The organism is Streptomyces sp. A 4/2, assembly GCF_940670765.1.
GTDB lineage: Bacteria > Actinomycetota > Actinomycetes > Streptomycetales > Streptomycetaceae > Streptomyces.
The window spans coordinates 157,963-175,762 of record NZ_CALNVW010000030.1; the positions used below are offsets into that span (position 1 = coordinate 157,963).

The following is a 17,800-nucleotide window of genomic DNA, read 5'->3' on the forward strand; positions in this document are numbered from 1 at the left end:
CAACCCGCAAGAGGGTCCGAGAAGTTACTGTCTTTTACTATGGCCAACTGGGGACAGGACCGTAGTAAGCGGTCACCCCGGAATCAGGTCCGACGGCCGCGTCCGGAGGGCGGTGCCACGGAATCGCGTACGACGAGGTGCGTCCCGAGCCGGATGACCCCGGTGGTCGGCTCGCGCCAGTTGTCCTCGTCGTCGCTCGACACGGCCAGCCGTACGGCCTGCCGCCCCATCTCCTCCAGCGGGATGTGCACGGTCGTCAGCCGCGGACGCAGCTGCTGCGCCACCGGAATGTCGTCGTACCCCACGAGGGACATGTCCTGCGGCACCCGGACACCCGCCTCCTCCAGGGCCTGGGCCACACCCGTGGCGACGTTGTCGTTCGCCGCGAAGACCGCGGTGAAGTCCGGCCCGTCCTTGAGCAGTTCGGCCGTCCGGCGGTGCCCGAAGGCCCGGCTGAACGATTCGAGCTGCTCCAGTTCCGGGTCGCGCGCGATGCCCCGCTGGTGCAGTGCGCGCCGGTACCCGGCCAGCCGGTCGCGGCTGGTCGAGAGCCCCGGAGCGCCGCCGAGATAGAGGATCCGTTCATGGCCCTGCGTCAGCAGATGGTCGGTGACGGCGAACGCGCCGCCCTCGTTGTCGTACTCCACGGCCGCGCTCAGCGCCTGCTCGCCGAGTGCGGGCCGCCCGCACAGCACGAGTTTCGACCCGCTCGCGTCCAGCTCCTGTGCCCTGCGGGCCAGTTCGGCGGTGTACGTACGGTCGGCCACGCTGCCGCCGACGACGATCACCGCGTCGGCGCGCCGCTCGTGCATCAGCTCGATGAAGGCCAGTTCGCGCTTCGGGTCACCCTGGGCGCAGCACACCAGACAGAGCCGGCCGCCCAGGCTGGCCTCCCGCTCCACGCCGCGGGCGATGTACGCGTAGAAGGGGTCGATGAGCTCGTTGACGATGATCCCGACGGTACGGCCGGACACCCCGGCGAGGGCGCGGGCGTGCGCGTTCACGACGTACCCCAGCTCGCGCATCGCCTCCTCGACCCGCTCACGGGTCGCCGCGGCCACCGGGTAGTTGCGGTTGAGCACCCGTGACACGGTCGCGGTCGACACGCCCGCGACCCGCGCCACGTCCGTGACGGTCGCGCGGCGACGGCTCTCCCGGGCCGAACTCTGACGGCGCATCCGGCCCACCCCCTGGTTCTCGTTCAGTGCCGTCGAGTTTAGACCGCCCGGTGAGGTGGGGATGTTCACGCGATCCGCTCCAAGTCCGCGAGGTGCACCGGGTGGTTGAAGGGCAGTCCGCGGGCGTACCGGGACAGTTCGTCCACGGCCAGCGCGCCGAGCCGGCCGACCTCGTTGCCCTGGGCTCCGGCCATGTGCGGGGTGATGAAGACGTTCGGCAGGTCCCACAACGGATGGCCGCCGGGGAGGGGTTCGGGATCCGTCACATCGAGTACGGCGTCGAGCCGCCCGCTCACCAGGTGCCCGGTGAGCGCCTCGGTGTCCACCAGCCGTCCCCGCGCGGTGTTGACCAGCAGCGTGCCGGGACGCATCAGCCCGATCCGCCGCGCGTCCAGCAGGTGCCGGGTCGCGGGGGTGTCGGGCGCGTGCACGGTCACCACGTCGCTGGTGGCCATCAGCGTGTCGAGATCGGTGGACGTCACGCCCAGCAGCTCGGCCTCGGCCGCGCTCACGTACGGGTCGTACAGCAGGACTTCGGCGTCGAGCACCCGCAGCAGTTCGATCACCCGGCGGCCGATCCGGGACGCGCCCACGACACCGACGGTCAGCCCGTGGGTGCCGATCCAGTGCTGCCGGTCGAGGTCGGCGGAGGTGCGGTGGGTGCGGCGGGTGCGGAAGAGGTGGGCGAGCGGGAAGGCCCGTTTGGCGCCCATGATGATCGCCGCCAGGGTGAACTCGGCGACCGGCACGGCGTTGGCCTCGGCGGCCGAGGAGACGGCGATCCCGCGTTCGTACGCCTCGGGGGCGAGGAAGGTCTTGACGGTGCCGGCGGCATGGATCACCGCGCGCAGTTCCGGCGCCCGCTCCAGCAGTGAGGCGTCGATGGGCGGGCAGCCCCAGCCGGTGAGCAGCACCTCGGCGCGGGCGAGTGCGTCGACCGCCTCCGGGGAGTGGAACTCCTTGATGACATAGGGCGGGTGGAGATCGGCCGACTCCTCCAGCCGGGTCCTCACCCGTGGTGGAAAGACGTCGTCGAGCAGTCCGGGGTCCATGGCCAGTACGGTCCGAGGCCGCCGCGGGGGCGGATCGGGCATGTCCGTACCGGTCTGGGCCGGTGCCTCGTCGGTGGTTCGCACCCTGCCTCCGGACAGTAAACGCGTTCTATGGATTGGCCGCACGCTAGGGATTGAACCTGCCGGACGTCAAGCGATCGGCTCGGCGATCTGCCCTGTTCAAGGGCCTATTTGGTCATATGGCTGGTTGATCTTGCTCGTAGAAACATCGCGTAACGCAGTCGTTTCTTCCGATCTCTTGACGCTGGGGTTAACCGCTTACTACGTTGCGGCGGCAGAAGGCTCCGCTCTTCGTCATCCCGCCGAACAGGACTGCACCATGGCTGAAACAGCACCTCCGCTGCCGCTGAACAAGCGGCGCCGGAAGTCCAAAGCATCGTCTCCACCCGCCGTTGCCCAGCGTCGGCTGTCCCTGTGGCAGCGGATCAAGCGCGACAAGGTGATGCTGCTGCTCACCCTGCCCGGCTTCCTGTACTTCGTGGTGTTCCACTACATTCCGCTGCTCGGCTACATGGTCGCCTTCCAGGACTACCAGCCGTATCTCGGATACATGCACAGCGCGTGGACCGGCTTCGCCAACTTCACCAACGCCTTCGCCGATCCGGCCTTCTGGTCGGCGACGGGGAACACGGTGGAGATCGCCTTCGTCCAGCTGATCTTCTTCTTCCCGGTACCGATCGCACTCGCCCTGCTGCTGAACAGCATCGTCAGTGACAAGCTCCGCCGGTTCATCCAGAGCGTGGTCTACCTGCCGCACTTCATCGGCTGGGTCATCATCGTCTCGATCTTCCAGCAAGTCCTGGGCGGAGCGGGCCTGTTGCCCGGTCTCCTCGCGGACATGGGGCTGCCCCGCTACGACATGATGAGCGACCCGAACGCCTTCCCCTGGCTGATCGCCCTCCAGTCCATCTGGAAGGACGCGGGCTGGGGAACGATCATCATCCTCGCCGCGCTGCTGGGCATCGACAAGCAGCAGTACGAGGCCGCCGCGATCGACGGCGCGGGCCGCTGGCGCCGGCTCTGGCACGTGACGCTTCCCGGCATCGCCCCGGTGATCATCCTGTTGCTGATCCTCAACCTGGGCCAGATCCTGTCCGTCGGCTTCGAGCAGATCCTGCTGCAGCGCGACGCGGTCGGCCCCGGCTCCGGTGAAGTCCTCGACACCTACGTCTACTACCACGGCATCAAGGACAACCAGTGGGGCATCTCGGCGGCCGTCGGCCTCGTGAAGGCCGTCGTGGGAACCGTCCTCGTCCTCGGCGCGAACAAGTTCGCCCACCGTCTCGGCCACGAAGGGGTGTACCGCGGTGCAGACAGCTGAAAAATCACCGGTGAAGGCGCCCGACGCAGTCGTGCCCGCCACGGCGGCGCCCCGGATCAGGCCCTCCGACGGCCGCCCGCCGTGGATGGAGCGGCCGACCCGCCTCGGCCTCACCGGCAAGGGCATCGTGCTGGTCCTCGTGGTGGTCGCCGTCGCGTACCCGCTGCTCGGCGTGATCGGCACGAGCTTCGCCTCGCAGACCGACATCATCAAGTCCACCGGACTCGTCCTGTGGCCGAAGCACCCGACGCTCGACGCCTACCGGACCATCTTCACCGGCGGGGTCGTCACCCGGGCCCTGCTGGTGAGCGTGGGCATCACGGTCTTCGGCACCGCCGCCAGCCTGCTGGCCACCATCGGTATGGCCTACGGGCTCTCCCGCCGCAATGTCACGGGCTCCCGCTTCATCCTGATGACGGCGCTCTTCACGATGCTCTTCAACGCGGGCATCATCCCCAACTTCCTCCTGGTCAACCAGCTGGGCCTCTACAACACGTACGCCGCACTGGTCATCCCGACGCTGATGAGCGCGTTCAACCTGGTCGTCCTGCGGGCCTTCTTCATGAACCTGCCCGAAGAGCTGTACGACGCCGCGCGCGTCGACGGCGCCGGGGACTTCCGCATCCTGCTCCAGGTCGTCCTGCCGCTCTCCAAGGCGGTCATCGCGGTGGTCGGCCTCTTCTACGCCGTCGCGTACTGGAACGCCTTCTTCAACTCGCTGCTGTACCTCCAGGACTCCGACAAGTGGCCGCTCCCCATGGTGCTGCGCACCTTCGTCCTCCAGGGCCAGAGTCTCAGCGGCGCCGCAGCCGGTGAGAGCGTCGCCCCGCAGGAGGCCGTGCAGATGGGCGTCCTGGTGGTCGCCGTCGTACCGATCCTGCTGGTCTACCCGTTCGTCCAGCGCTACTTCACCAAGGGCGTGCTCACCGGCGCCATCAAGGGCTGAGACCCGCTCCGTCACACCACCGGCCACACCCGCCACACCGCCATACCCGCCACCCCCCGGCCTTCCCTCCCTTCTCTCAAGGAGATGTCCGTGCCGAGCTCCACTCCGATGAACCGCAGAACGCTCTTCCGCATGGGCGCGGGCATAGGCCTCGGCCTCGCCGCCACCCCGCTGCTCGCCGCTTGCGGCGACGGCGGTACGGCCGCGAAGGCCGAGGTCAAGAGCGCCGGCCTGTTGCCGGTCACCACGGTGCGCAACATCGGCCTCAAGCCCGACCTGCCGGGGACGGCCGCGGGCGTCCCGCAGGCCTTCTTCAAGTACCCGGCCACGCCGCTGCGCGCCACCAAGGGCAGCCCCCTCAAGGGCGCCAAGCCGATCTCGGCAGCGATGGAGACCTTCTCCCCGCCGCCCGCGGCGCGCGGCAAGAACGCGGCCTGGAAGGCGATCGAGAAGCTGCTCGGCGGGCGGGTCGACGTCACGGCGGTGCCGACCGACGACTACTCCACGAAGTTCACCACGATGGTCGCCAGCGACACGCTGCCCGACCTCTTCATGTACCCGGAGACCGGCGGCGTCGACAACAGGGCCGCGTTCTTCGAGGCCAAGTGCGCCGACCTGACGCCGTTCCTCTCCGGTGACAAGGTCAGCGACTACCCCAACCTCGCCGCGATCCCGGCGGCGGCCTGGCAGGGCGCCATCTTCGGCGGGAAGCTGTTCGGCATCCCGATCTCCCGGATGGGAACGGGCGGTGTGGGCTTCTACCGTCACGACCTCTTCGCCGAGGTCGGCATCTCCAGCCTCGACCAGATCACCGACCTGGACAAGTTCGTCGAGGTCTGCAAGGAGCTGACCCGCCCCAAGAAGGACCAGTACGCCATCATCGCGGGCGCCAACAACCTCCTCGCCATGTCCGCGGGTGCGCCGAAGGACTGGCGCATGGACCCGAAGACCGGCAAGTTCGTGACGGACCTGGAGACCGACGAGTACCGCCTGGCCATCGAGACGGCCCGCAAGCTCTACAAGGCGGGCTGCTACTACCCGGGCACGATCGGCATGTCGGGGGCGCAGAAGTCCCAGTACACCGACATGTTCAAGAACGGCAAGGGCGCCTACGTGTACGACGGCATGCCGTCGTACACCACCCCGAGCACCGGCTACGTCGCCGCGATGGCGGCCGTCGACAAGAAGTACGACCCGCGGCCCATCACCCCGTTCGGCAGCAAGGCCATCGCCTGGATGGACAACGTCGCCCTGCAGAACACCCACATCAAGAAGGCGTCCGCCGACCGCGTCAAGCAACTGCTGGCGCTCGCCGACTTCGCCGCCTCGCCGTTCGGCAGCCAGGAGTACACGCTGATCAACTACGGCGTCGAGGGAACCGACTTCACCCGCGACGCCAAGGGCAACCCGGTGCTCACCAAGCAGGGCAGCCAGGACGTGACGGTCCCCTGGAAGATGTTCGCCTCGGCGGTCCCCGCGGTGTTCAGCGCGGACACCGAGACCGGCGTCCGGTACGTCCACGAGGCGTACGCCAAGATGATCCCGATCATGGAGCAGGACCCGACCCTCAAGGTCTCCTCGCCCACCTGGGACTCCAAGGGCTACGGCAGCCTCTACACCCTCAAGCTGGACGGCCTCAAGGACATCGTGTCCGGCCGCAAGCCCATGTCGTACTACGACCAGCTGACCAAGGAACACCTGGCGAAGGGCGCCGAACAGGCCCGCCGTGAGTTCGAAGAGGCCGTTCAGAAGGGGAAGAAGTGACGACCCGACGCTCGGTCCTCCAGTTCGGCGGCGCGGCGGTCGCCGCAGCCGTCGCCGTACCCGTACTCGGCACGCCCGCCCTGGCCCGCGGTTTCGACCCGGAGCCCGGCTCGGCCGGCGTCGGTGACCCGCTGTTCCCGACCCTCGGCAACGGCGGCTACGAGGTCTCGCACTACGACCTGACCTTCGACTTCACCCCGGTCACCTACGACTTCACCGGTGTCGTGAAGATCTCGGCGAGGGCGACCCAGGACCTGTCCGCGTTCAACCTGGACACCGACGGCCACACCATCGACGCGGTCACCGTCGACGGCCACCGGGCCGGGTGGGAGCTGTCGCCCGGCAGCAGCGGCCAGGAACTGACGGTCACCCCGGCCCGGCCGCTGCACAACCACCGGCCGTTCACCGTGGAGGTCCGCTACCACGGCAACGGCAAGGCCAAGCGCCTCGGCCTCACCGGCTGGGTCTTCGGCAGCGAGGGCGGCTTCGCGTCGGCGGCCCAGTCCTCCCGCGCCGACACCTTCCTGCCCTGCAACGACACTCCGTCCTCCAAGGCGACCTGGGCCTTCCACATCAGCGCCCCCCAGGGCTATGTGGCCGCGGCCAACGGTGAACTGCTGCACCGGACCCCGCGCGCCGACGGCTCGGCCGTCTGGCACTTCGCGCTGCGCGAGCGGATGCCCACCGAACTGCTCGGCATCGCGGTCGTCAAGGGCACCTACCTCTACGGCACCAGCCACACCGGGCTCCCGCTGCGCCACATCGTGCCGCAGGGCCAGGAGGACACGTACGCGCCGATCGTCGCCCGTACCGCCGACCATCTCGCCTGGCTGGAGGCGAAGTTCGGCCGCTTCCCGTTCTCCACCTACGGCGTCCACATCTACGACGGCTACACGGACGCCCTGGAGAACCAGACCCTCACCCTCATGGGCACCAACTGGTTCAAGCCCAACGCCACGGGCAACCCGACGTACGAGACCACCATGGTCCACGAAATGACCCACCAGTGGTTCGGCGACTCCGTCACCCCGCACGACTGGCAGCAGGCCTGGCTCAACGAAGGCCCCGCCACCTACTACGCCGCCGTGTACGGCGAGGAGCGCGGCTGGTCGGTCGTCGCGGACAAGATGAAGGCCACCTACGCGACCCTGGACGCGGTCCGCGCGGCCGACGGCCCGCCCGGTCTGCCCAAGGCCCTCGGTGGCGCGAACATCTACGACGGCGGAGCTCTCGTCCTGTACGCACTCAACCAGCAGGTCGGGCAGCGGAAGTTCGACCGGATCATGCGCGAGTGGGTGAAGCGGTTCAAGGACTCCACGTACACCAGCGAACAGTTCATCCGCCACGTGGTCGACGTCACGGGCGACCGCGGCCTGGACCGATTCCTGCGCGACTGGCTGTTCGGCGCCACCAACCCGCCGATGCCGGGCCACCCCGACTGGAAGGCCAACGTATGAACCGCCGTATCACCACCGCGTTCGCGGCCGTCGCCGCGCTGATCGCCACCGCGCCGGTCGCCCAGGCCGCGGGCCCCGCACACCAGCACGTCCTGTACGCCGCACCGGACGGCAAGGGATCGGCCTGCACCCACAGCCGCCCCTGCTCCCTGGACGGTGCCAGGGACACGGCGCGCACCGTCCACGGCGGTGACGTGACCGTCCAGCTGGCCGGCGGTACGTACACCCGCGGCGCGGCCCTGGAACTCACCGCAGCCGACTCCGGCACCACCTGGACCGCGGCGCCCGGCGCGCACCCGGTCCTCTCCGGCGGCGTCGCGATCACCGGCTGGACCAAGGCGCGGAACGGGACCTGGACCGCCCGCGTCCCCGACGGCGTCACCCCGCGCCAGCTCTTCGTCAACGGCGTGCGGGCCACCCCCGCCCGCGGTGAGGCCTGCACGGCAGACGTCTGTGACGCGACCAAGGACGGCATGACCGGGGCCGAGGCCACCGGGATCGCGCACTGGAAGCGGCCCACCGACGCCGAAGCCGTCATCAAGGTCCGCTGGCGCAACTACCACTGCCGGATCGCCGGGGTCAGCGGCGACAAGCTGACCTTCGCCCAGCCCTGCTGGACCAACTCCGCGAGCGGCACCGACCGCACCGGACCCGCCTGGGACACCACCACCGTGGACTCCACGCGCTACTCGGGTGTGGCCTTCTTCGAGAACGCACCCGAACTCCTCGACCAGCCGGGCGAGTTCGTCCGCGACTCGGCCGCGCACACCGTGACGTACCTGCCGCGCAAGGGCGAGGACATGCGCCGGGCCACGGCCGTCACGCCCTCCACCGAGCAGCTGGTGACCGTCCACGGCGCGCACGACGTCCGGATCCAGGGGATCGGCTTCGCGTACGCCGCCTACCGGCAGCCCGACACCGACGACGGATACGCCGGGATGCAGGCCGGGCTGACCCTGACCGGAGCCACCGGTCCCGTCGACCACGCGGGCCGCTACTACACCAAGCCGTCCGCCGCGCTCACCGTCGACGGCGGTCGTCATGTCACCGTCGACCGGGCGTCGTTCACCCACCTCGGCGGGGCGGGCGTCACCCTCGAAGCCGGTACCAAGGACTCGGGGATCACCCGGTCCGACTTCACCGACCTGTCGTCCGGCGCCGCCTACATCGGCGACACCGAGCCGGTGCCCGCCCCCGCGCTGGCCGGTGAGCGGAACACCTTCTCGTACAACACGGTCACCCGGGCCGGCGTCGAGTACACCGACGCCGCCGCCGTGTGGGCGGGTTACGAAGCCGGGCTCACCGTCGACCACAACACCCTCGACCAGCTTCCGTACTCCGGCATCTCGGTGGGCTGGGGCTGGAACCAGCCCGAGTCCCAGAAGTCGGTGCTGCGCGACAACCGGATCACGGACAACCGCATCACCAACGTCATGCAGGTCAAGGACGCGCAGCACGACGGCGGCGCGATCTACACCCAGGGCGCCCAGCCCGGCTCGGTGATCTCCGGCAACTACATCAACCGCTCCGCCTACGGCAACACCGAGCGCGACGGCAACGGCATCTACCTCGACGAGCAGTCCTCGTACCTGACCGTCGAGAACAACGTGCTGACCAGGCTGGGCTACAAGTGGGTCTCCAACTGGGCCGATTACGGCATCCAGAACACCGCCCGAGGGAACTGGACCGACACCGACACCCCGCCCATCGCCGGCACCGGTTCGACGATGACCGACAACCACACCCGCCTCGACCGGCTCCCGGCCGCGGCACTGAAGGTGGCCGCGGCAGCGGGCGCCCACGGGGGTGCGGTCGAACAGCTCAGCCCGGACCTGGCCCGCACCGGCACCGCTTCGCAGTCGTCCACGGACGGGGCGGGCACCGCGCAGCTCGCCGTCGACGGGGACACCACGACCGACACCCGTACGCTCTCCGAGCCGGGCGCCTGGTGGCAGGTGGACCTCGGATCCGTCCGGCACGTCGGCCGGGTCGAGATCTGGAACGACGCGTCCACCACCACGGCCGGTTTCGACGTCCGAACCGACAGGAAGACGGTCCACGTCAGCGGCAAGGCGCTGCACCCGACGCTGCTGGACCTGGACACCGACACCCGGTACGTAAGGATCCAGCTCACCGGGACCGGACGGGTGGGGCTGGCCGAGGTCGCCGTCCATCCGTGACACGAAAGTCCCGGGAGAAGTCCCGAGAGAAGTCCTGAAAGAAGGAAGTGCCATGTCCGACCTCCGTATCGGCGTCCTGGGCTACGGCCTGCGCGGCAGCATCGCCCGCACGGCCCACCGCCCAGGAGCGGGCTCGCGTGTCACCGCACTCGCGGACCCCGACCCGGCAGCCCGTACGGAGGCGGCCCTGGCCTTCCCCGGCGCTCTGATCTCGTCCGGCCACCGCAGGGTCATCGAGGACCCCGACATCGACGCGGTCCTGGTCCTGACCCCCGACCACACCCATGCCGACCTCGCCTGCGAGGCGCTGCGCGCGGGCAAACCGGTCTTCGTGGAGAAGCCCCTCGACATCACCGTCGAGCGTTGCGACGAGATCCTCCGCACGGCGTACGAGACCGGAACCCGGCTCTACATCGGCCACAACATGCGCCACATGCCGGTCGTCCGCCTCATGCGGGACCTCATCGCACGCGGCACGATCGGCGAGGTCAAGACCGTCTGGGTCCGGCACTTCGTCGGCTTCGGCGGCGACTGGTACTTCAAGGACTGGCACGCCGAGCGCAAGCACACCACCGGGCTGCTGCTCCAGAAGGCCGCCCACGACATCGACGTACTGCACTGGCTCGCGGGAGGGTACGCCCGCGACGTCCAGGCCATGGGCGACCTGATGGTCTACGGCGACAACCCGCACCGCCGCGAGCCCGGCGAGCCCAAGGCCGCCGACTGGTACACCAAGGACGGCCACTGGCCGCCGCACACCCAGCGCGCCCTGAACCCCGTCATCGACATCGAGGACGTGTCCCTCCTCAACATGCGGCTGGACAACGGCGTACTGGCCGCCTACCAGCAGTGCCACTTCACCCCCGACTACTGGCGCAACTACACCGTGATCGGTGACGCGGGCCGTCTGGAGAACTTCGGCGACGGCCCCGGCAGCCAGGTCAAGGTCTGGAACACCCGCCGCTCCGTCTACCGCGAGGACGCCGACGAGATCCATCCGGTCCCGGAGGCGCAGGACGAAGCGGGGCACGGCGGGGCCGACCCGCTGCTGATCGACGAGTTCGTACGGTTCGTACGCGAGGGCGGCACCACGGACACCTCGCCGGTCGCCGCCCGGATGGCCGTCGCGGCGGGCGTCCAGGCCACGGACTCGCTCCGGGACGGCGGGACCCCGCGCCGGGTCACCCCGCTGGCGAAGGAGCTGACGGACTACTTCGAGCGCGGCCAGGAACGGTCCTCGTAACCCGGGTCCGCCGCGCCGGACTCCTCAGCCGCCCGGCCGGTCGTCATCCCGCGGCGTGGGGCAGGAACTCCGTGATCCGCCGCCGCAGCGACGCCGCGTCCAGGCCGTGGGCGGTCAGATGGTCGTCGATCTGCCCGTAACGCCGCAGCTCACGCCGCCCTACGCCGAGTCCCAGCACCCGGTGGGGGAGGTCGGCCAGGGCGTCGTTCGCGGCGGCGGTCGAGGTACCGGCGAGGTAGGGCTCGACGAGTACCACATCGGCCCGGTCCGGGGCGCCCGCCGCCCAGCGAAGCGCCGCGTCGTCGAAGGGCCGCACGGTCGTCGCGTACAGAACGGTGACATCGATCCCCTCCGTCGCTTCGAGGACGGCGTCCAGCATCGGGCCGACCGCGATCACGACGCCGCCGTGGCCCTCCCGCACGGTGCTGAATCCCTCCCCGGCGACCGGGCGCGGCCGGTGGTTGGCCTGCAACGACAGCCGCACGTAGACGCGGTCGTCACCCGCCACGGCGTGGCGCAGCAGGGTCTCGGCCTCGTCGGGATGGCCCGGCACATGCACCGTCCAGCCGTCGAGCGTGTCGATGAGCGCCACATCGGCCGGTGACATGTGGGTGAAACCACCGGCCGGCCAGTCGTACGAGCCTCCGGCGCTCACCAGGACCGCACCGACCCCCTGATGGCCGAGATCCAGCTTGACCTGCTCGAAGGGCCGCTCGACCAGGAAGCTGGCGAAGGTGTGCACGACGGGACGCATCCCGGTGAGCGCCATCCCCGCGCCCGCACCGATCAGCAGCTGCTCCCGGATCCCGACATTGACCACCCGGTCCGGGTGCTTCTGCGCCGCCCCCGCGAATCCGTCGCTGGTGATCTCGGCCAGTACGACGGCGACCCGGGGGTCCTCGTCCAGCAGCTGCGCCGTGGTGGAGACGAACCGCTCACGCATGGTGTCCATGACTGACTACCTCTTTCGCTTCTCGGATGCCGGGCTTCTCGGCTTGCTCAGGGGTTCTTCGGCTCGACCCGGGCGACCACGGCGTGCGGCCTGCCCGGATGCGGGGCGGTGAAGGCCGCGTACAGCTCCTCGTGGTCCCGCCCGTCGACCGAGCGGACCGACCACTCGGCCGCCTCGAAGCGCGCCGCGATCCCGCCCGGCCTGCCGTAGCGCGCGGAGGCGTTGTCGATCACCACGGTGTGCAGCTGTTCGAGACCCGCCGGCCCGGCGTAGGCGATGGCCTCGTGCACGGACCCCTCGTCCAGCTCGGCGTCGCCGATCAGCACCCAGACCCGCGGCCGGGTCAGCCGCTGCGCGCGCAGCCCGAGCACGGTTCCGACCCCCAGCGGCAGGCCGTGCCCCAGCGACCCGCTGCCGATCTCGGCGCCGGGCACGAGCAGCCGGTCCGGATGGTGGCCGAGCGGCGAATCGTACGAGCCGAAGCCCGCCAGCAGGTCCTCGGGGAAGAAGCCCTTCGCGGCGAGGACCGCGTAGTACGCCATCGGGCCGTGCCCCTTCGACAGCAGGAACCGGTCCCGGTCGGCGGCGTCGGACGTCTGCGGTGTCACCCGCAGCACCCGGTCGTAGAGCACCCGGAGTACGTCCAGTGTCGAGGTCGCCGCGGGGCCGTGCTTCTCGTCACCCGTCATCAGGGTCATCAGCCGGTCGAGGTCCGGCGCCATGTCTGTGGTCATGCGGTCGACGATCCGACATCAAGTGCGCTTGAGGTCAAGCGGGGGAAAGGATTCGTGACCACCTGCCCGAGTGCGGTATTGTTTCGATGCGCGTTCAGCCAGGGAAGCTTCCTGGTCAGGCGGGCAACGGGACGTGGCGCAGCTTGGTAGCGCACTTGACTGGGGGTCAAGGGGTCGCAGGTTCAAATCCTGTCGTCCCGACTCGGAAGAGTCGTAGGTGAAGGGGCCGTTTCGGAGGATTCCGAAGCGGCCCCTTCACTGTGTGTGCTGCCGGTTGCGGGCCGAGGGGCTCCCCGCGGCAGCTCGGAGGGGTCAGAGGTCCAGGGTCAGCCGGCCGCCTGGGGTACGGCAGCGGGAGACACAGATCATCAACGTTTCGTCGGCGGCGCGCTCCTCCTCGGTGAGGACGGTGTCGCGGTGGTCGGCCTCGCCCGAGAGAAGGTCGGTCTCGCAGGTGCCGCAGGTGCCCTCGGCGCAGGAGTAGAGGACGGTGACGCCCGCCCGCTGGACGGTCTGCAGGATGCTCCGGTCCGCCGGGACGGTCAGCAGAAGGCCGGACCGGGCGAGTTCGACCTCGAACTCGGAGTCGCCGGAGCTGCCCGGAGTCGCCGACGTGAAGCGTTCGAGGCGCAGCGCGGAAGCCGGGACGCGGGACTCGACCGCCTCCAGCAGTGACGCCGGGCCGCAGGCGTAGACGAGTTCGCCGGGCTGGAGGCCGGCCAGGTGGGTGTCGAGGTCGAGGTGGCCGGTGGCAAGAGTGACGCGGTCGGCGGGGTGGTGCGCGGACACCTCCTCGGCGAAGGCCATGGAGGCGCGTGAGCGCCCGCCGTACAGCAGTGACCAGTCCGAGGACGAGGACGAGGCTGCGGCGAGCATCGGGAGGATCGGCGTGATGCCGATCCCGCCGGCGACGAAGCGGTGGCGCGGCGCCGGTTCCAGCGGGAAGTGGTTGCGCGGGCCCCGCGCCCGCACCCGGGCGCCGGGCCGGAGGGAGATGTGGACGAAGTCCGATCCGCCGCGGCCGTCCGCCTTGTGCAGGACGGCGATCCGCCACTGCGCGCTGTCGGGCGAGCCGCACAGGGAGTACTGCCGCTCCAGTCCCTCGGCCAGCAGCAGGTCCACATGCGCGCCGGGCTGCCAGCCGGGCAGGGCGCCGCCGTCGGCCCGGCGCAACGTCAGGGAGATCACGCCTACCGCCTCCTCGCGGCGGTCGGCGACGATCAGGTCGATGGTGTCGTTCAACGGGGGGTGTCCTTGGGGGTGAGGTGGTCCGGGTGGGCGAGCATCCAGTCCCACATCTCGACAGGATCCTGGGACTCGTGCTCCGCGTCGCAGTGGCAGGTGCCGAGCAGCACGTCGGTCCCGGGGAGCCAGCGGATGCGGAAGACGGCGGAACTCGGGGACGGGCGCCGCACGCTCACTCCGCGGCCAGCCCGGCCAGGATCCGCCGTGCGGCCAGGGCGCCCGTGTCGATGTTGATGCTCAGCTCCTGGTAGCCCGCGGGTTCCGTGTCCAGGGAGCGCTGCAGCAGGTTGAGCGCGTCCACGTCCTGCATGACCACGGTGTGGTTGAACTCCCGCAGGAATGCGGTGACTTCCTCGTCCTCGACGGCGAAGTTCCGCGAGACGGCCCAGAAGTCGTAGACCTTGCCGGGCGCCGAGGGGGTGATCGCGTAGGTGATCTCGGTACGGAACAGGGGAGTGTCCTGCCACGCGGGGCTGATCCGGCTGTGCAGCAGGTAGAGGCAGGGCGCGAAGTACTCGATGTCCTGCAGCCGCTGGATGCGTCCCTCGATGCCGGTCGACCGGGCGTAGAAGGGCGGGCACTCGGCGTCGGGCATGTGCCGGGAGACGCGGACCACCCCTGCCTCCTGGTCGACCTCGGTGGTGATGGGGGTCTCGGCGACCTCGGGCGTGCCGATGTAGCCGCCGTGCAGATAGGTCTCGTGGGAGAGGTCCATCAGGTTGTCGACCAACAGGCCGTAGTCCCCGTCGATGGGCTCCATGCCGCTGACGGTGGTCCAGCCCTCCTCGACCAGGTGCGGGGCGCGCGGAATCGTGCCGGGGTCGGCCTGCCCGGGGTCGCCGATCCAGACCCAGACGAAGGAGTCGAGCTCGGCCACCGGGTAGGAACTCACCCGCGCGGTACGGGGGATGCGCTTCTGGCCGGGGACGTAGACGCAGGTGCCCGTGGTGTCGTAGGTGAAGCCGTGGTAGCCGCAGACCACCTTGTCGCCGTCGAGGCGGCTCTCGGAGAGCGGGAAGCGGCGGTGCACGCAGCGGTCGGCGAGGGCGACGGCCTCGCCCTCCTCGGTGCGGTACAGCGCGATCGGCTCGCCCAGGACGGTGCGGCCCAGCAGGTCGCGGCCGACCTCGGAGGACCAGGCGGCGACGTACCACTGGTTGCGGACGAAGGCGGTGTGCGTGGGCATGGCAGGAATCCCGTCCCTGTACGGCGGAGCGCCGGTGCTCCGCGTGGGGACAGGTTCCTGACTGGCTGCGACCCCGGACAACGGGACTTCCGTCAGGCGGAAGTCCCGGCTCGGCCGGGTACGGGTTGCCAGCCCAGGGCCCGGGAGATGCCCAGGCCGGCCACCCGGACGGCAGGGACCAGCGCAGGTGTCTGCGCGCCCGCGACCGGGACCACGACCGAGACGGCCGCGACCACCTCCCCGCGCGGACCGCGCACCGGCGCGGCCACCGAAAGGGCGTCGTCCGTGACCTGACGGTCACTCACCACGCTGCCGCTGTGGCGTACTTCGGCCAGCACGCGGCGCAACTGGGCGGGGGCCGTGACGGTGAAGGGAGTGAATGCGGCAAGTCTCCCGGCGCAGTAGCGGTCCTGGAGCGCGGCATCTCCGTAGGCGAGCAGGACCAGTCCGACGCCAGTGGCGTGCAGCGGCCAGCGGGCGCCGACCCGGCTGCGGACGCCGACGGCGGAACGGCCGGAGATGCGCTCGGTGTAGACGACCTCCAGGCCGTCGCGCACGGCGAGTTGCACGTTCTCGTGGGTGGTCTCGTACAGGTCCTCCAGGAACGGCATCGCCGCCTGCCGCAGTCCCACTCCGCGCGGGGCCAGCGCGGCGACCTCCCACAGCCGCAGGCCCACGTGGTAGCGGCCGTCCTCGGTGCGTTCGAGCGCGCCCCAGTCGGCGAGCGCCCCGACCAGCCGGTGTGCGGTGGGCAGGGGAAGGTCGGCGCGCCGGGCGATCTGAGTCAGCGTCAGCGCGGGATGCGCCTGCTCGAACGCGCCGAGCACGTCGAGCAGGCGGTCGGCCGCCGAACGGGCGGGGGGAGAGCCGGACATGGGACCAGGATGCCCGGTCCGGGCCGGGGCGTTTCCGCCGCAGGTGCCGCGGGGTCGCGGACAGGACGGATCACGGCAGGTCCCGGCCGTGTCCCGGGGCCCCGGGCCCCTCTGCGACGAGGCGCCGCGGAGCTTATGTCAACACCGTTGACATCAATTCGGCGGCTGGAGTCTGATGGCCGAAGCCATAGGCCAGCCGCACTTCGCACCATCCGAGGAGTCCTCATGGATCCCGTCCACGCGCTCCGGGACGTCAGCCCCACCCCGTTCTGGCTGGACGACCCGGGCCGGGCACAGGCCACACCCGCACTGGTCGCCGACGTCCGCTGCGATCTGCTCGTGGTGGGGGGCGGCTACAGCGGCCTGTGGACCGCGCTGATCGCCAAGGAGCGCGATCCCTCCTGTGACGTCGTTCTCATCGAGGGCGAGGAGATCGGCTGGGCCGCATCCGGGCGCAACGGCGGATTCTGCGAATCCAGCCTCACCCACGGTCTGGGCAACGGCTTCGACCGCTGGCCCGGTGAGCTCGCCGAGCTGGAACGGCTCGGTATCGAGAACCTCCGGGCGATGGAGGACACGATCAAGAAGTACGGCATCGACTGCGACTGGGAACGCACCGGTTCCCTCACCGTGGCGACCGAGCCGTACCAGATCGACGACCTGAACGAACTCGCCGCGCTCGCCGCCCGCTACGGCTCCGGGTACACGGTGCTCGACGCCGACCAGGTCCGGGCCGAGATCAACTCACCGACCTTCCTGGGCGGGATCTGGGACGAGGACGGCACGGCGATGCTGAACCCCGCACGTCTCGCATGGGGTCTCAAGCAGGCCTGTCTGGACCTCGGCGTGCGCATCCACGAGCACACCCGGGCAACGGCCATCGCGGAGGACGGCCCGAGGATCGCGGTACGGACGCCGTACGGACGCATCCTGGCCAACCGGGTCGCCCTCGCGACCAACGTCTTCCCCTCGCTGATCAAGCGGCACCGCCCCTACACCGTCCCCGTGTACGACTACGCGCTGATGACGGAGCCGCTGACCGAGGAACAACTCGCCTCGGTCGGCTGGCACCACCGGCAGGGGCTCTCCGACTCCGCCAATCAGTTCCACTACGTGCGGCTCTCCACCGACAACCGCATCCTGTGGGGCGGTTACGACACCGTGTACCACTACCGGGGGCAGGTGCGTGCCGAGCACGACCAGCGGCCGGAGACCTTCGCCACCCTGGCCCGGCACTTCTTCCGGACCTTCCCCCAGCTGGAAGGGGTGCGCTTCAGCCACGCCTGGGGCGGCGCGATCGACACGTGCAGCCGGTTCTGTGCGTTCTTCGACACCAGCTTCCGGGGCCGGGTCGCCTATGCGGCCGGATTCACCGGCCTCGGCGTGGGCGCGACCCGCTTCGGTGCCGAGGTGATGCTCGACCTCCTGGACGGTGGGAGCACCGAGCGGACCCGGCTGGAAATGGTGCGGCGCAAGCCCCTCCCCTTCCCGCCGGAGCCGGTCCGATGGGCGGGGATCCAGGCCACGAGGTGGTCGCTCGCCCGCGCGGACGAGAACCGCGGGCGCCGCAACCTCTGGCTCAAGAGCCTCGACAGGCTCGGCCTCGGGTTCGGAAGCTGATACCCGGCCGGCCGGCGAGTTCTTCG

At 70.1% G+C, this 17,800-nt stretch carries 15 protein-coding genes and 1 tRNA gene; 8 read left to right on the forward strand and 8 right to left on the reverse strand.

The genetic code is table 11. The features are described from left to right. Positions 1–83: 83 nt before the first annotated feature. Positions 84–1,178 carry a LacI family DNA-binding transcriptional regulator gene (locus NBY69_RS22160; RefSeq protein ID WP_250303146.1) on the reverse strand — a complete coding sequence of 365 codons (1,095 nt, stop codon included), beginning with the start codon at positions 1,176–1,178 and terminating at the stop codon, positions 84–86. Positions 1,179–1,243: 65 nt separating this feature from the next. Continuing rightward, positions 1,244–2,230, reverse strand: coding sequence for a hydroxyacid dehydrogenase (locus tag NBY69_RS22165; RefSeq protein WP_250303147.1), 987 nt, complete (start codon positions 2,228–2,230; stop codon positions 1,244–1,246). 340 nt (positions 2,231–2,570) lie between these two features. On the opposite strand from NBY69_RS22165, the gene NBY69_RS22170 reads away from it, so the two are divergent. The 6 genes from NBY69_RS22170 (at position 2,571) to NBY69_RS22195 (ending at position 11,162) form a co-directional block, all read left to right on the forward strand. After that, positions 2,571–3,572 carry a sugar ABC transporter permease gene (locus NBY69_RS22170; protein WP_250302973.1) on the forward strand — a complete coding sequence of 334 codons (1,002 nt, stop codon included), beginning with the start codon at positions 2,571–2,573 and terminating at the stop codon, positions 3,570–3,572. Between the two features lie 85 nt (positions 3,573–3,657). Beyond that, the gene (locus NBY69_RS22175; RefSeq protein ID WP_250303148.1) at positions 3,658–4,518 is read left to right on the forward strand and encodes a carbohydrate ABC transporter permease; all 861 of its coding nucleotides are present in this window, start codon (positions 3,658–3,660) and stop codon (positions 4,516–4,518) included. Positions 4,519–4,608: 90 nt separating this feature from the next. Then, positions 4,609–6,282 (forward strand): extracellular solute-binding protein, encoded by a 1,674-nt coding sequence (locus NBY69_RS22180; RefSeq protein WP_308409497.1) that lies wholly within the window; start codon positions 4,609–4,611, stop codon positions 6,280–6,282. Beyond that, complete coding sequence (locus NBY69_RS22185) at positions 6,279–7,739, forward strand: M1 family metallopeptidase (protein WP_250302977.1); 1,461 nt, start codon at positions 6,279–6,281, stop codon at positions 7,737–7,739. Before NBY69_RS22180 ends, NBY69_RS22185 begins: the two co-directional genes overlap by 4 nt. After that, on the forward strand, positions 7,736–9,919 hold the full coding sequence (locus NBY69_RS22190; RefSeq protein WP_250302979.1) for a right-handed parallel beta-helix repeat-containing protein: 2,184 nt from the start codon (positions 7,736–7,738) through the stop codon (positions 9,917–9,919). The genes NBY69_RS22185 and NBY69_RS22190 overlap by 4 nt, the downstream gene beginning before the upstream one ends. Positions 9,920–9,971: 52 nt before the next feature. Next, positions 9,972–11,162: a Gfo/Idh/MocA family protein gene (locus tag NBY69_RS22195; RefSeq protein WP_250302980.1), complete on the forward strand. Its 1,191-nt coding sequence runs from the start codon at positions 9,972–9,974 to the stop codon at positions 11,160–11,162. A 43-nt stretch (positions 11,163–11,205) separates the two neighbouring features. Here NBY69_RS22195 and NBY69_RS22200 read toward each other — a convergent pair whose 3' ends face one another. Beyond that, on the reverse strand, positions 11,206–12,114 hold the full coding sequence (locus tag NBY69_RS22200) for a transketolase family protein (protein WP_250302981.1): 909 nt from the start codon (positions 12,112–12,114) through the stop codon (positions 11,206–11,208). A gap of 47 nt (positions 12,115–12,161) precedes the next feature. Beyond that, a complete protein-coding gene (locus tag NBY69_RS22205; RefSeq protein ID WP_250302983.1) occupies positions 12,162–12,848 on the reverse strand; it encodes a transketolase in 687 nt (228 codons plus the stop codon). A gap of 127 nt (positions 12,849–12,975) precedes the next feature. Between NBY69_RS22205 and NBY69_RS22210 the strand changes: the two genes are divergently transcribed. Beyond that, positions 12,976–13,049 (forward strand) — tRNA-Pro (locus NBY69_RS22210). A 111-nt stretch (positions 13,050–13,160) separates the two neighbouring features. Here the strand turns inward: NBY69_RS22210 and NBY69_RS22215 are convergent. From NBY69_RS22215 to NBY69_RS22230, 4 genes are all read right to left on the reverse strand, one after another. Further along, positions 13,161–14,090 (reverse strand): PDR/VanB family oxidoreductase, encoded by a 930-nt coding sequence (locus NBY69_RS22215; RefSeq protein ID WP_250302985.1) that lies wholly within the window; start codon positions 14,088–14,090, stop codon positions 13,161–13,163. Further along, the gene (locus NBY69_RS22220) at positions 14,087–14,263 is read right to left on the reverse strand and encodes a hypothetical protein (RefSeq protein WP_250302987.1); all 177 of its coding nucleotides are present in this window, start codon (positions 14,261–14,263) and stop codon (positions 14,087–14,089) included. The genes NBY69_RS22215 and NBY69_RS22220 overlap by 4 nt, the downstream gene beginning before the upstream one ends. A 2-nt stretch (positions 14,264–14,265) precedes the next feature. Next, positions 14,266–15,279 (reverse strand): aromatic ring-hydroxylating dioxygenase subunit alpha, encoded by a 1,014-nt coding sequence (locus NBY69_RS22225; protein WP_250302989.1) that lies wholly within the window; start codon positions 15,277–15,279, stop codon positions 14,266–14,268. Positions 15,280–15,371: 92 nt separating this feature from the next. Continuing rightward, positions 15,372–16,154: an IclR family transcriptional regulator gene (locus tag NBY69_RS22230; RefSeq protein WP_250302991.1), complete on the reverse strand. Its 783-nt coding sequence runs from the start codon at positions 16,152–16,154 to the stop codon at positions 15,372–15,374. 225 nt (positions 16,155–16,379) lie between these two features. Between NBY69_RS22230 and NBY69_RS22235 the strand changes: the two genes are divergently transcribed. Then, complete coding sequence (locus NBY69_RS22235) at positions 16,380–17,774, forward strand: FAD-binding oxidoreductase (protein ID WP_250302993.1); 1,395 nt, start codon at positions 16,380–16,382, stop codon at positions 17,772–17,774. Positions 17,775–17,800: the final 26 nt, after the last annotated feature.